Here is a 14,177-nt window from a genome sequence, read left to right as displayed (position 1 = left end):
AATTAGAGTAGCATTTGAATCGTGTAAAATGTCTTTCCATACTTAATTAGTTAGTAGTTACTCGTTATTTATAAAAAAGTGAGGGAAAAGCTTACTTGATGCGTAATTTGAATATGAAATTAGAGGATATCAAGTTAAAAGACAAATAAATACGACAAACAACATCATAATTTAACATTTTAGTAGTTCACATATACCCAACCAACTAAGGATTCATAGTTTGGGTCGTTAAAATTTATGACATAATAATAGGTTCCAACGGGAACTATTTTTCCATGGTTATTAAGACCTCTATTAATCAATCCAAACCATGGTTTATCGTTATTACCTTCAAAAATGAGCGTTCCATATCTATTGAATATTTTTAACTCATGTCTTTCAAAAATATTATAGAGTCCTTGAATATTAAACCAATCGTTGGCATTATCACCATTAGGTGAAAACCCATCTGGTATATGAGGCGGACAATTTTCAACTAAAACATCAAACGCATATACATCATAACAAGGAGGATTGTCTACTCTAGCGTAAATGGTTTGCGGATTACTAATATTATTATAGTCCTCAGGAATTATAATTTCATTAGTATTTAATTCTAAATCTGAAAGACTGATATAAAAACTAACATTATTGGTTGTAGTTATGCCATTTGCATTTAAAACCTCAATAAGATTGAATTGTGCAGAATTAAAACCTTCATTACATGATAGCGTGCTTGGCAATATTTCTAAAGGAGGAATAACTAATAAATCAATTGGTGTTTCATAGTCATTATTAGTTTCAATAATTTCTGTTACAAATCCATTTCCCGTTCCATCATCATCAACAACAAGTGATAATGTAAATGAATCTCCAACAGTATCTGGTATAGTTAGTGAAGCCATACCAATTTCAAAGTCATTTATTTGTATGTCATTTTGAGTGCTTGCCTGACCAATTAAAACGGAATCTGCATAAAACGCTATTAAAGTATTTGATGGTAATGGATCTGTACTATTGGTATTAAAGACCGTGTATTCAATTTCAATATGTCTATCTCCACAGTTAATAATGAAATCATTTAGCATAATACTTGCATCAGGAAGTTGACTATTAAGCACTGTAATTATATTATTAATCATGACATAGTCTTGACCAGATGTAAGTTGAATGGTTGCTGAGGTATCTCCTATATCAATATTATTTTGAATATCATAGACATCAATATCCATATTGTATAAATTGGATGCTCCTGTAAAACTATTGGTGCCATTAAAAGCGTTATTGAAAGGATTTAACGGAGGATTTCCAATTAGATTTCCATTTATAGTAAGTTGCTCATTTACTGCTATTCCTGCATCACCTTCCCAAGCAACAAAACCAATTTTTGCACCTTCATTGTCTAAAACATTTAAGTTATCGAGAGTTACAGATAAATTTGTTGGTACACTTTGTAAGCCATCGTAAACATTTAATTGATTTAAGGGAAGTATATCATCCTCATAAATTACTGTTATTGCCCAACCACCAAAATTAGTTCCAGTTGGACAATACGGATCAATTATTCCAGAAAGATCGAGTTCAGAAATTGTATAGGTTGTACTACCTTGATCCTGAACAATGGATGTAATATCTGCAAAAGCAGCGAAAAAGACTCTTGTCGTGTCTAAGGCGTCACTAAAGGTTCTATCAGCTGTTAATGGGATTCCATTAACTTCAATATCAAAGTCTCCAGTTCCAGATCCTGCCCAATATAAATATGCGGCTACAATGTTTTGATTTGGAGTTAACGCTAGAGTAGCTGAAGACGCAGTTAATATTTCACATGGAGCAATTGTACCATTCTCCGCAATATTTAAGGTGTTTCCGATAGCCGTGTAGTCATATCTGCCGTTATATTGCTGAAACAATTCAATATCTTGACCAATGGTGGTCAATGGTAAAGCTAAAATGATAAGAAAAATCACAAATTTGCTATACCTCATATTGTATTGTTTTCATTTGTGAATTTACATAAATATTTATTAGCGCTTTAAAGCAAAATGGCTTTTAAAGACTCTTCCGTCTTGAAGCGTTACAAAAAACCAATAATCACTAGAAGGCATTTCTGCTCCATTATAAGTACCATCCCAACCTGGACCAAGCGGATCTATTTCAGCTAAAAGTTTTCCATAACGATCAAAAATTAGGATTTGAGTGTTGGGTTGAAATTGTGTAGAAAGTCCTTTTACTTGCCAAAATGGATTGTAATCATCACCATCTGGCGTGAAAAATTTCGGAAAACCTATGACTGAAACCAATTCTTCAGAAATACCACAATCGTTTTCTATATCTCTTACATAAACCGTATGAAAACCAAAATCTACATTAGTAAACACATTACTTTCTTGGTAAGGCCCAAGAATATTATCTAATGCATATTCATAAATGCCTTCACCAGAAACAAATACTGATATGATGTTATTTGACGTCGCATCAGTAATTTCAATGTGTTCTATTGTAGCAATATCGGAAGGTAAAACGGTAATAGTTCTATCTTTAAAACAACCATCAGTATTGGTTACTCGAACTGTATAAGTACCAGGTTCATTAACTTCAATTTCAAACATATCTTCACCTGTAGACCAATCATAATAATAATTATTAGGAATGTCATCAATTAAACCACTTGTTAAAGTAATGGTCTCCGGAAAGTCATTCAAACAATACAACAACTCTTCTTGTGTGACAATATTTGGCAATTCAAAAACCGTTAATTCTATTGCACTAATTCCGAAACACTCATTAGCATTTTCAACACGAGCGTATATAGTTTGATTGTACGGAATGGTATTAGTAAAACTTGTACCTAAGGGATTGTCTTCTAAGAGCGCATCTTCATAAGTTTCATAATAGGAAAGGTCAAGACCAGCTGGTAATCCATTTAAAATTACAGCTTCCGTTTGAGTAAGATTAAAATTGACAAATCCATCTTCTGTACCATCATCGTCACAGGCCTGTAAAAAGGTATCTACTGAAGACGTAGAACTTGCTTGAAGCGTGATTTTAGCTATATTAGCACAACCAGTATTTGTATCAGTTACTAGAGCATAAATTATATGAGGATTGAAATAATTGTCAAATGCATCTGCATTAAGTTCATCTTCATCATTTATTAAATCAGCCAAAGACACATAAAAATTTATGGTTCTGTTAGGAGCACTATTTGTTATGTCATCAAAAACTTGGTTAAGGTCAAAAGTTGTAAATCCTTCAGGAATACCATCTTCATCACACTGAATTATGGTTGTGTCTATGGCTTCAGGAGCATTATTAACGGTTAAGGTAAATGAACCTGTAGAGAAGCAAGTTGTATTTGCATCGTTTTCTATCCTTACAAAGATGACTTCTGTATTAGCAACAGTATTTGTAAAAGAAATTGGATGAGCATTGGTATTGTCATCTGCATCTATTTGTGTCGGATGATAAGAAATAGAATAAAGGCTACCATCTTGAGAACCTAAAATACTAGGATTGAATTCTGAAAGATCTATGGTTGTAAAACCGTCCATACTATTTCCCATAAAATCTGTATCACATAACGTAACATCATTTAACATTACAATTTCAGGAGTGATAAATACTTCAATTGTAAATGTTGTAATGTCATGACAATTAGGGTTATTATCATTTTCTACTCTTGCATAAATAGTTTGAGGACTCTCAGTATTACTGAAGGTTCCAATAATTTCATTTACGTTCGAATCTGCGTCTGCTTGACTTGTGAAATATCGAACTGAATATTCAAGTGGATTTTGTATATCTAATATTTGCGCATCTTGTGTTGTGAAATCAAAGTTTGAAATCCCTGTTTCATCACAAACAACAATATTGTCTGGTTGAGTAGCAGTTGGTATATCAAAAATGCCAACAACAGCTTCACCTTCAATAGGACATTCTCCATTATTCTGTTCAATAAAAACTTCGTAGAAACCAGGTGTATCAACAAATAATTGAAATGTAGAATCGGGTAGAGGTAATCCATCTTTTGTCCATTCATAATCGGCACCAGGAATGTTTTCTGCTTGTAAAGTATAATTATCGCCAGAACAGAGTTTTAATTCGGTGGTGCTAATCCCATTCTGAATAATATCAATTTGTGAATTGAATAAGGATTGAATAAAAGGTGGTAAGCCAATGCGACCTGTGTTTTGTGAATTACCATTAATATCTAATAAGACACCAGTTTCATTATAGCCTGCAGCGAGACCATCGGCTTCTGGGTTTTGAATGACACCAATATATTGTCCTGAACTTGCATTAGTGAAATCAAATTGTACTCTATAAATTCGTTTATCAATACCTAACTGTAAGGCACCTCCATTAAAAGCGTTAGATGTATGAACAGTTTGCTGTGAATTTGGAATATCGGCAGCTTCCAAATCCCATTGCAAAACACTACTTGCTCCATTTCCAGAAGCTCCTGTATTGACAGTTGCATAGACCTTTCTGTTTTCTGCTGAGAATTCTATGCCATATGGACTATCATTATTTTGTGGACTGAATAACTCTAACGAGTTTGAAACCATTCCTGTGTCATTATCAAAGTCGAACAGATAAACGCCTCCTGCAGCATCTGCACCTGGTGTTGTAGAAAACCCAAAGTGTGCTACAGCTAATTTAGATCCATCAGGAGATGCTTTTAAATAGCCTAATGAATTTCTACGATAACCTGAAATATTCACTGAAGGCCCAACAGTTGATACTACTGGGTTTGTATCGACTCCTGTTTCGGTGACTTTAAAGGCATAAAATTTATCAATAAAATGACTAATCACCCAAAAGGACGAGCAGTCATCAGCTTTTACAGCAGTAATTTTTTCTGAACATTTATATTCAGCTTGCAATGGGTCAGTCGGGTCATATGTAATTAATGGAATGTTTTTTTCCACTGGATCTACATCACCTAAACCTCCATTTAGTGTGATATCAACCAAAGAATACATGAGTCCGTCATTTACACCATCATTTGCAGAGTTTCCAGGAAAAGCAGATGTATTATCGTGATGAGGTTCATCAACAGTAAAAATATAATAGTAATCAGCATCTTGTGGTTTTGGTACTATCAATCCAGAAGAGGTACTAGAATCGTCACCCTTAAGACCAGTTCCTAAGGCGACATTTCCATTTGCCATGGGCAAATGATTTGCATTCCATACGGTTATACCATCAGAATAAAACAATAAATTTCCACTTGAATCTGAAATAGATGTACAACCTTCAAGCGTATTAATTTGACCGTCAGTTATAGCAGTAACAGCTCCTGTACCAGCATTAAAACGTAGACCAGCATTTTGGCCAAAATACCAATTAGAAGCTTCTTGTTGTGAATAGGTGAATATACTGCATAGCAGTATCATTAAAAATAGATAGGGTTTCTTTTTCATTTTAGCAATAGCAATTTACTTCATCAGCTGACATTAATACAACATCTTTTAGGCTAAAATTACTACCTAAAATTTGATAATAGGCAGAACTTTAACATAAAACTATGGTAATGATATAGCTGAACGTATAAAGATATTACAAATCTCTCTTTTTTAATAATCTGTACGATAAAAAGATGAAAAGGGCAGTCCAACCCATAACGATAGCAATTTCGTACCAATGCACTGCAAAGTCGTACAAAAATTCTTGTCCGTTAGGTGCTTTAGAGATCGCAATTCTCTGGAATGGCTGATCAATAAGTTTATACATCGATTTTAATGGGAAGAAATTCTGAATTTTCTCAGCAATATCTGCATTAGCTTGCCATGTAATTAAGCCGAAAATAATCCATTCTAAAATATAGAGTACAAAAAGAAATGCAAGAGCAAATGCTGATCGTTTTACTAACATGCCTAAAAACAAACACAAACTGAAGAAACCAACTAATTTCACAAAGTAGGCTAGAAGAAACTCTGTTTCTCTAAAGATTAAACTTGCTTCGATAATGCTTGAATAATATAAACCAATAAGCAAGCAAATTATGAAGATTAAAAATGTAGCAATGGCTGAAAAGAAAACAATCGTATAAAATTTAGATAATATGAATTCCTTTTTACTAAGTCCATCAATAAGATTCTGTTTGATGGTTTTGTTGCTGTACTCGTTACCAATCATACTCACTACGACTATCGCAAAAAAGAATTTAAACTGCGATGCAAAAAATGTTGTGATATGCCAAACGATTGGAAAGTTAAAAAGCCCGTAATGACCTAGTTCTAATGTGAAAAACCCAAAAAAGTCAATACGTAACGAGGATAAAATAATAACGAAAAAAGGCAATACAAAGGATATAAATATCAAAACTTTACTCGCTCTATTGAGTAATAATTTTTGTAATTCTAGTTGCAAAAGTCTTAACATGATGGGTTGGTTTTTTATTTGATTGATTGACCCTTCGATTGCGCTCAGGGCAAGTTTTTAGTTATTATCTGTAAGTTGTAAAAATTGTTCTTCTAAACTTTCTTTACGTTTTACGAGATGAGATAACACGATGCCTTTTTCAAACATGAGTTTGTTAAATGCTGGAGCATCCATTGGTTCATTTAAGAAAGCAGTAATTAATTGGCCTTCATATTTTATGGTTCCAAAAGATGAATCATTTTCAAGAACCTTAATCAATTCGTCATGCTTTTCAGCTTTCAATTCAAAAAAGCCATGACTTGAAATCATTTCATCAACACGACCCGAATATAATTTCTCGCCTTTTCGCAACACAACAACGTGTGTACAAACTTTCTCAACTTCATCTAATAGGTGAGAAGCTAAAAGTATGGTAGTGCCTTTGCTAGCAATTTGTTTAATAATCGCTCGAATTTGATGAATACCTTGAGGATCAAGTCCGTTTGTAGGTTCATCAAGAATTAGAATTTCAGGATCGTTTAACAATGCAGAAGCAATAGCCAAACGTTGTTTCATACCTAATGAATAGGTTCTAAACTTATGATCTTTACGATCTAACAATCCAACAACTTCTAATTTTTCAGCTATTTTGCTTTGATCTACTTCCTTTATTTTGCATACTAGTTTTAAATTCTGTTCTGCAGTCATATAAGGATAAAAGTTAGGACGCTCAATAATAGCACCTACTTTTTTTAATGCGTCATGTGTTGTTGTATTGCCATCAAACCAATGAAAATTTCCTTCTGTTTTATTGACGACATTCAAAACTATACCAAGTGTTGTAGATTTTCCGCTTCCATTTGGCCCTAAGATGCCATAGACATTACCTTTATTGATAGTAAATGATAAATCTTTGACAGCAGTGAGGTAGCCAAATTTTTTGGTCAGATTATTAATGGTTAGAATAGATTCCAAATTTGATTGATTTTTGTACTGAAAAAGATTCAGTAAAGGTTGATTATAAAAATAAGACGACACTGTGTTTGTTTTGTTACAATGTCGTCTTAATTATTAAATTCAATTATTGATTTATTTAATTCCAGTTTTCGTCGAAATCTAAGTTATCGTAATCGTCAATGTCTAAATCGTCTTCAAATTCATCATCAAGATCATCAAAGTTTTCAGCCTCAAACGTTTTTTCAGGAGCCGTATCAGGAATTTGTCCAAAAGCGAACATGAGGTTTGGATAATCGGTACCTTCGGCTTCATCGACAATTTCAGCAAGTTCTACCAAAAACGTCCACATGCTCATAAAGTCATAAACGTAAATTAATTTTGTTTGTGATTTATTTACCACGTCGTTTAAAGCAGTTTCATTCATCAACCGAACTGATGCATTGCCTTCACTTACATCAAACATTGAAATTTCTTCACCTTGATCCCATTCCTCATTACTAATATAAAAAGAGGCCATTTGCAAACCATCAAACCCAAACGATTGTGTGATGGCATTATGTAAATCTTCAAGTGAATCTGTTTCGCGAATTTCTATATCACGGAACACATCTTCTTTAGTATCGTTATCGAGTATGGCTCTAAATCTGTATATCATTTTGCAAAAGTAAATTATTTACTGAAACGATGCAAAGTAAATGTCATTGCTGTTAGTAATAAAAAAGCTCCAACTTGATGAACGACACCTAACCAAACTGGCACTGCGTAAATAATGGTTAAAACACCTAATAAAAACTGAATTCCAACCATAATTAATAACGCATTTATACCATATAATTGGTTACTAGTGAGTATTAATCGTTTTGCTTTGTACCATATTAATAATATAACAGCAACTACTACATAGGCTAAAGTTCGGTGTACAAATTGCACGCCACTTTTTCCTTCTATAAAATTCTTATATATTGGATTTTGCTCGATGTAAACCGTTTCATGTATCAACTTGCCTTCACTCATCATTGGCCAATGATTATGTATAAAACCAGCATCTAATCCAGCCACGAAAGCACCATAAATAATTTGAAGAATTAGTATTCCTAATCCAAATCTTATGATATTTCGAACACCTTTATCGATGTCTTTTTTGTTAGGAAACATTAAATCTAAAGCCACCCAAAACGTGTATGCAAACGTTATAAAAGCTGTTGTTAAATGCATTGCTAATCTGTAATGACTTACATCAGGATTGTCAACTAAACCACTTTTTACCATATACCAACCTAAAAATCCTTGAAAACCACCTAAAACGAGTAAAACAATAGATTTTTTAATAGTAGATTTTGAAAGTTGTTTTTTAGCCAAGAAATATAAAAACGGAATTAAAAACACGACACCAATAAACCTACCGATAACACGATGGATCCATTCCCAGAAGTAAATGTCTTTAAAATCTTGAAGATCAAAATGGGTGTTGAGTTTTTGATATTCTGGGTATTGTTTATACAAGTCAAAAGCATCTTGCCATTCAACGTCATTCATTGGAGGAATGGTTCCAGAAATTAGTTTGTAGTTCGAAATTGATAATCCAGAATGGGTTAAACGCGTAATGCCTCCTACAATGACCATGATAAAAATGAGCACGCAACCTGTGAAGAGCCAATAGATAACTTTTTTGTTGTCTTTATTCATAACCATTTATTTATGCTTAATTTGTCATTCCGAATAAGCGAGGAATCTCATTGTTTTTAGCAGATTCTTCATTTTGTTTCACTTCATTCTGAATGACACTACTTTTTAACTTTTTTTAATATATGTCGCGCTCTTGCTTTAAAACCAGAACTTTGTATTTGATAATCTCTTTCAAGGATTAAAACCAATTCCGGATGAATCCAATCAATGTCTTTACCTAATAAAAACAAGGTATTCATGGCATAAGCTTTAGGCGCAATTTTTTCGTCATTAATCATCCAATCAAAACAGGATTCAACAATTTTTTCTATATGTGCAGTTTTTAAAGCTGTTTGAATTGCATTCTCTGTTTTTGAGTAAAACGCTGTCACTAAATATTCACAAACTTTGGCAACTGGTCTAACAGCTGAATCTAAGTGCACTTTATGGATGCTTCCTGTAAATCGATCTAAAAATGGGATAATTGCGTCTAACTTATAACCACACATGAATTCAAAAACCCAAGCAGCTCGACAGGAAATCTTATCGTCAACTGTAAATAGAATATCTAATAATTCGGGAATTAGTTCAGGTTGAGAAATTACTAAATTGGCATAATGCAGACGTTTTTCACGCGAATGGTTGACGTAATTTAATTCATTGTAAAGTTGTGCTGTTGTCAATCCTTTTTTTTAATTTTAAGCAATACAAAAATAACGAAAATGAAACTCATAAAAAAGATACTTTTAGCATTACTTATTGTGTTTATTGTGGCACAATTCTTCGGCCCAGAAAAGAACCAAGGCGATTACGCATCAATTGAATCATTTATTGCTGAAACTAAACCTTCGCCTGAAGTGACTGAAATTTTGAAATCTTCGTGTTTCGATTGCCACAGTGATGTTACACGATATCCATGGTATAATAATATTACACCTGTAAATTATTGGTTGGCAGATCATATTAAACATGGAAAAGGACATTTTGATGTGTCTAAATGGGATTCATATAGCATAAAAAAGAAAGACCATAAACTAGACGAATTGATTGAAATGGTGGAAGAAAAAGAAATGCCATTAAATTCATATACTTGGACGCATTCTGAAGCAAATTTAACTGATGCTCAAATAACATCAATTATCGATTGGGCAAAAGGGGTAAGAGCAACCTATGTTAACCAACTTTCTAAGGACTAGCATTAGCTAATAACTCTGTGCAAAAATCTCTTCTCATTTTAGGCTTTGTTTGGCCAGAACCTCATAGTTCTGCAGCTGGAAGTAGAATGATGCAGCTGATTTCATCTTTTAAATCTGAAGGTTATACGATTACGTTTGCAAGTGCATGCGCAAAAACTGACAATGCTTTTGATTTGAAATCTTTAGGAATTGAACCCGTAATGATTGAGCTTAATCAGTCTAGTTTTGATGATTTTATTCTAAAATTACAACCTGATGTTGTATTGTTTGATCGGTTTATGACTGAAGAACAATATGGTTGGCGAGTTGCAAAACATTGTCCAGATGCCTTGAGGTTACTTGATACTGAAGATTTACATTGCTTACGAAAAGGTCGCCAGCAAGCTTTCAAAGATGAGCAAACATTTGATACTTCATATCTGTTTAATGACATTGCTATACGTGAAATAGCAAGTATTTACAGATGTGATTTAAGCCTGATTATATCTGAAGCTGAGCTTGATATTTTGACTCAGGTTTTTAAAGTTGATGAGTCGCTATTGTACTATTTACCCTTTATATTAGAGCCAATTTTAAATGACAACAGTAGTGCCCTTCCTAAGTTTTCTGAACGACAACATTTTGTGACAATTGGTAATTTTTTGCATCCACCAAATTACCAATCGATTTTATACTTAAAAAATGCAATTTGGCCAAGGCTTGGACAACGGTTTCCAAATGCTGAATTACATATTTATGGCGCTTATGCTTCCCAGAAAGTCAATCAGTTGCATAATAAAAATGAACGTTTTTTAATTAAAGGTTATGCAGAAGATGTTTCAGAAGTGATGCAATATGCGAAAGTGTGTTTGGCACCTTTACAATTTGGTGCTGGTTTAAAAGGAAAATTGATTGATGCCATGCAAAACGGAACACCTTGTGTCATGAGTTCTATTGCTGCTGAAGGCATGTTTGGCAACCAAGATCCTAATGGATTTATTACTGATGATATTGCTGATTTTGTAAATTCAGCAGTTGCTTTATACACCAATGATTCTATTTGGAAAGATTCTCAAGAAAAGGGCTTCAAAGTGATTAATGAACGTTTTCAACGTTCAAACTTTCAAACTGATTTCGTACAGATTGTACACGATGTAAAATCAATACTTAAAACACATAGACAAGAAAATTTTATAGGTCAAATGCTTCAACATCATACCTTGCAAAGTACAAAGTTTATGAGTAAATGGATAGAAGAGAAGCATCGTAACAACTAAATTACCGACTATTTTGTCTTAATGTCTTCAATTTCTAACCCTAAAAATAAGAGTTTATGAAAGGTTGGTAATTGTGCTTCAGTTTCTGTAGTTGACCAGTCTGTCCAAGTTGCTTCTAAGCCATCAATAGGTAAAATATCAACCCACATTTGAAAACTTTTTGGTTTTCCGTTGTCATCAAAATGCCATAAATACGAATCTCCAGGCGTTGTGCCTCCTGAGGAATAGGTTACTAAAAGCGCCTCTTTATTATCTTTAGTCTTTACAAGTTTTCGAACGACACCTTTGTCAAATACTTTGTAAGGTGCAACCAACCAAAAGGTATCGTTATTGAAATAGCTTTCTGCTTTATGAATGTATTCATGCACATCAGCTTGATTATAAGCCAATTCGTCAATATAGACTTTAGAATTATTATGATTAATGACATCTAAGTTTACTTTAATGTTTTTCCAATAGACTTCGCATGTATTTTCGGCTTTGTTCCATTTAAAATGATGACGTTTTTTGAATGTAAATTCGATATAATCTGTGGCGTTATAGGCATCATGATTTAAAACATCAAGCATTTTTGTGGCTAGACTGTCGGCAGCTTTACCTTGTGTTCCTACTGGCAATTCTTCGTTGTATTTGAAATACATAAATCCGAATAAAAGTAGTGTCGGTAAGGTGAAGAAAATTATTAATCCACCACAAATTTTTAAAATGCGTTTAATGTTCATTATCTAAGGTATCTTTTATGGCTTTTGCTAGAATTTTTGCAGCTTCAGGATGGTGTCTAAACCAAAGTTCGGGTTCAATAAGTTCTAGTTCTGAAAGTGCAATATTAGTATTATTATCTTCAAAAATATCGACTCTAGCATAAATTGGAAGTTCTTTACAAGCGTTTACACAAGATTCTGCAAATTCAATTTCCTCATCAGTAGGAGCGTAGTCGTGAACGCTTCCACCGAAATCATCTTGAACTCTAAAATCTCCTGCTTTTGCCTTTTTAAGAATTGCATGTGTAAATTGCCCGTTAAACACCATCATTGAAATTTCGCCTTTACTCACAATATTATTTTGAAAAGGTTGCAGCATCATGGCTTCATTGGTAATTAATTCTTGAAATATGGTTTCATGCTCTTGTAAATTTTCAAGATTCAATTTATAAGTATGTCTCGCAGCACCTGAAATGCATGGTTTTAGAACGGTTTCTTTCCAATTTAAAATATCGTGAAGTTGTTCTAAAGTTACTTTTGCATGTTGTTCTATGAAATGACTTTCGGCAATATGAACACCATTTTTCTCTAAATCTAAGAGGTAATGTTTGTCTATATTCCAGCGAATTAGGGATTCAGAATTTAATAATTTGGTTTGTTTTGACACCTTTTCTAGCCATTCTGAAAATTCATCAAAGCGATCAAAATAATCCCATGTGGTTCTGAATAATATCGATTTTGTAGTAGACCAATCAAAAAACATGTCGTCCCAAGCGAGTCGCAAGGTTTTGAGTCCGAGTTCTTCTAGAGCGTGATAAACCAATCTGTCTTCAAAATAGACATTGTGTTTGTAGGCATCTGTTTTTGAATCATTAAGATAGCGTTGCTCAGTAAGGATGACACAATCGTATGTTGACATATAGTTTTTATTTCGGAACTAAATTATGAAAAGTAAATGTATTATGTAAGCCATAAATTAAGTCAGTTTTAGCCAAGAATCTTTATCAATTTTGTAGCAAATACATTTTTCGTATTGCGGAAATGCTTTTAATTTTGGATGGTTGAATGTCCCAATTTTTACCATTCCAATTTTTTTCATGATACTTTCAGATTTGATATTTTTCTCGGTAAATACAGAAATGACACTCTCTATATTCAAATTTTTAAATGCAAATTCTAAGCATTTTTTAGCGCCTTCGGTAGCATAACCATTTCCCCAAGCACTTTTTTTCAATCGCCAACCAATGTCTGTAGCAGGTGTAAATTCGGTTTTATATTCTTGATATGCCAACCCGATAAACCCAATTAATTCACCAGTTTCTATGATGTCAGTAGCAAAGTAACTATAACCAAATGTTTCATAATGTGTTCGCAATCGTTTAATAAAGTCAGATGTTTCAGTTCTCGTTAATGGTTTTGGGAAATATTCCATAACGTCTAAATCGGCATTTAGGTTTGCAAATTCATCCAAGTCAGAGTCGTTCCAATTACGGAAACCAAGGCGTTCAGATTTAAAAATGTAATCTTTTTTCAATTTAATTATGCTTTTTTTTTCAAAAATTTAATAACAATTCCTAATTGACCTAAATGATACAAATCATGATGAAGCATCCCGTTTATTAAAAAGTGGTATGTATAAGTTCCTTTAAAATCGGTATCATAATAGGTTTCATTAAGAAAATCATCATTTTTCTCTTTGAGTAACTCTATTAATTCGGTCAGACTTTTATCATATTCTGATTTTAAGCACGTCCAACCCTTTACTTTCAATTTGTCATTTGAAAGCCAGTTTTCTTCACAGTCATCAGTTTTACTGCCTTTGCCAGTTTTAATTTTTAATATGGCTTCCTTTCTCCATAAGGTTAAATGAGAAATAATCTCGGCAATACTGTGTAGTTCCTTTATTGGACTGCTAAAAACTAAATTATTTTCAATTTGATTTAATTTGCTTGAATATGTGCTTCCTATCCATAAGTTTCCTTTTTGGACATCAATTAGTTGTTCTATAAAATGTTTAATTAAAGTATTCATCAAATGCACTCGTAGTGTTGTGTTTA

General features: G+C 33.1%; 13 protein-coding genes. 2 read left to right on the top strand and 11 right to left on the bottom strand.

What is annotated here, in order from left to right:
- Nucleotides 1-179: 179 nt before the first annotated feature.
- The 7 genes from VOI25_RS14575 to VOI25_RS14545 all read right to left on the bottom strand — a co-directional run bounded on the left by VOI25_RS14575 (nucleotide 180) and on the right by VOI25_RS14545 (nucleotide 9,650).
- On the bottom strand, nucleotides 180-1,964 hold the full coding sequence (locus VOI25_RS14575; RefSeq protein ID WP_323789824.1) for a gliding motility-associated C-terminal domain-containing protein: 1,785 nt from the start codon (nucleotides 1,962-1,964) through the stop codon (nucleotides 180-182).
- Between the two features lie 39 nt (nucleotides 1,965-2,003).
- Nucleotides 2,004-5,405 carry a T9SS type B sorting domain-containing protein gene (locus VOI25_RS14570; RefSeq protein WP_323789823.1) on the bottom strand — a complete coding sequence of 1,134 codons (3,402 nt, stop codon included), beginning with the start codon at nucleotides 5,403-5,405 and terminating at the stop codon, nucleotides 2,004-2,006.
- Between the two features lie 136 nt (nucleotides 5,406-5,541).
- Complete coding sequence (locus VOI25_RS14565; protein WP_323789822.1) at nucleotides 5,542-6,366, bottom strand: ABC transporter permease; 825 nt, start codon at nucleotides 6,364-6,366, stop codon at nucleotides 5,542-5,544.
- 57 nt (nucleotides 6,367-6,423) lie between these two features.
- On the bottom strand, nucleotides 6,424-7,320 hold the full coding sequence (locus tag VOI25_RS14560; protein ID WP_323789821.1) for an ABC transporter ATP-binding protein: 897 nt from the start codon (nucleotides 7,318-7,320) through the stop codon (nucleotides 6,424-6,426).
- 118 nt (nucleotides 7,321-7,438) lie between these two features.
- A complete protein-coding gene (locus tag VOI25_RS14555) occupies nucleotides 7,439-7,957 on the bottom strand; it encodes an IS1096 element passenger TnpR family protein (protein WP_323789820.1) in 519 nt (172 codons plus the stop codon).
- A 14-nt stretch (nucleotides 7,958-7,971) separates the two neighbouring features.
- Entirely contained in the window at nucleotides 7,972-8,988 is a 1,017-nt protein-coding gene (locus VOI25_RS14550) for a COX15/CtaA family protein (RefSeq protein WP_323789819.1), read from the bottom strand.
- A gap of 98 nt (nucleotides 8,989-9,086) precedes the next feature.
- Nucleotides 9,087-9,650 carry an adenylosuccinate lyase gene (locus VOI25_RS14545; protein ID WP_323789818.1) on the bottom strand — a complete coding sequence of 188 codons (564 nt, stop codon included), beginning with the start codon at nucleotides 9,648-9,650 and terminating at the stop codon, nucleotides 9,087-9,089.
- Between the two features lie 39 nt (nucleotides 9,651-9,689).
- Here VOI25_RS14545 and VOI25_RS14540 point away from each other — a divergent pair, with 39 nt between their 5' ends.
- Nucleotides 9,690-10,163: a heme-binding domain-containing protein gene (locus VOI25_RS14540; protein WP_323789817.1), complete on the top strand. Its 474-nt coding sequence runs from the start codon at nucleotides 9,690-9,692 to the stop codon at nucleotides 10,161-10,163.
- 17 nt (nucleotides 10,164-10,180) lie between these two features.
- Entirely contained in the window at nucleotides 10,181-11,419 is a 1,239-nt protein-coding gene (locus VOI25_RS14535; protein WP_323789816.1) for a glycosyltransferase, read from the top strand.
- Nucleotides 11,420-11,427: 8 nt separating this feature from the next.
- On the opposite strand, the gene VOI25_RS14530 is transcribed toward VOI25_RS14535, so the two are convergent.
- From VOI25_RS14530 to VOI25_RS14515, 4 genes are read right to left on the bottom strand one after another with little or no spacing between them, the layout of a single operon-like run.
- Nucleotides 11,428-12,141, bottom strand: a complete 714-nt coding sequence (locus VOI25_RS14530; RefSeq protein ID WP_323789815.1) for a hypothetical protein — start codon at nucleotides 12,139-12,141, stop codon at nucleotides 11,428-11,430.
- Nucleotides 12,131-13,039 (bottom strand): hypothetical protein, encoded by a 909-nt coding sequence (locus VOI25_RS14525; RefSeq protein ID WP_323789814.1) that lies wholly within the window; start codon nucleotides 13,037-13,039, stop codon nucleotides 12,131-12,133. Before VOI25_RS14525 ends, VOI25_RS14530 begins: the two co-directional genes overlap by 11 nt.
- A 57-nt stretch (nucleotides 13,040-13,096) precedes the next feature.
- Nucleotides 13,097-13,654 (bottom strand): GNAT family N-acetyltransferase, encoded by a 558-nt coding sequence (locus tag VOI25_RS14520; RefSeq protein WP_323789813.1) that lies wholly within the window; start codon nucleotides 13,652-13,654, stop codon nucleotides 13,097-13,099.
- Nucleotides 13,655-13,659: 5 nt separating this feature from the next.
- On the bottom strand, nucleotides 13,660-14,151 hold the full coding sequence (locus VOI25_RS14515; protein WP_323789812.1) for a DinB family protein: 492 nt from the start codon (nucleotides 14,149-14,151) through the stop codon (nucleotides 13,660-13,662).
- Nucleotides 14,152-14,177 lie beyond the last annotated feature (26 nt).

The sequence above is a fragment of the Psychroserpens sp. genome (assembly GCF_034670085.1).
Lineage (GTDB): Bacteria > Bacteroidota > Bacteroidia > Flavobacteriales > Flavobacteriaceae > Psychroserpens.
Note: the sequence above shows the minus strand (reverse complement) of the source record. Positions and strands in the feature narration are given on the sequence as shown.

Bases quoted from the DNA above. Each gene is read 5' to 3' on its own strand.
- VOI25_RS14575 (WP_323789824.1), bottom strand. From the start codon at position 1,964: ATGAGGTATAGCAAATTTGTGATTTTTCTTATCATTTTAGCTTTACCA.
- VOI25_RS14570 (WP_323789823.1), bottom strand. From the start codon at position 5,405: ATGAAAAAGAAACCCTATCTATTTTTAATGATACTGCTATGCAGTATA.
- VOI25_RS14565 (WP_323789822.1), bottom strand. From the start codon at position 6,366: ATGTTAAGACTTTTGCAACTAGAATTACAAAAATTATTACTCAATAGA.
- VOI25_RS14555 (WP_323789820.1), bottom strand. From the start codon at position 7,957: ATGATATACAGATTTAGAGCCATACTCGATAACGATACTAAAGAAGAT.
- VOI25_RS14550 (WP_323789819.1), bottom strand. From the start codon at position 8,988: ATGAATAAAGACAACAAAAAAGTTATCTATTGGCTCTTCACAGGTTGC.
- VOI25_RS14540 (WP_323789817.1), top strand. From the start codon at position 9,690: ATGAAACTCATAAAAAAGATACTTTTAGCATTACTTATTGTGTTTATT.
- VOI25_RS14530 (WP_323789815.1), bottom strand. From the start codon at position 12,141: ATGAACATTAAACGCATTTTAAAAATTTGTGGTGGATTAATAATTTTC.
- VOI25_RS14525 (WP_323789814.1), bottom strand. From the start codon at position 13,039: ATGTCAACATACGATTGTGTCATCCTTACTGAGCAACGCTATCTTAAT.
- VOI25_RS14515 (WP_323789812.1), bottom strand. From the start codon at position 14,151: ATGAATACTTTAATTAAACATTTTATAGAACAACTAATTGATGTCCAA.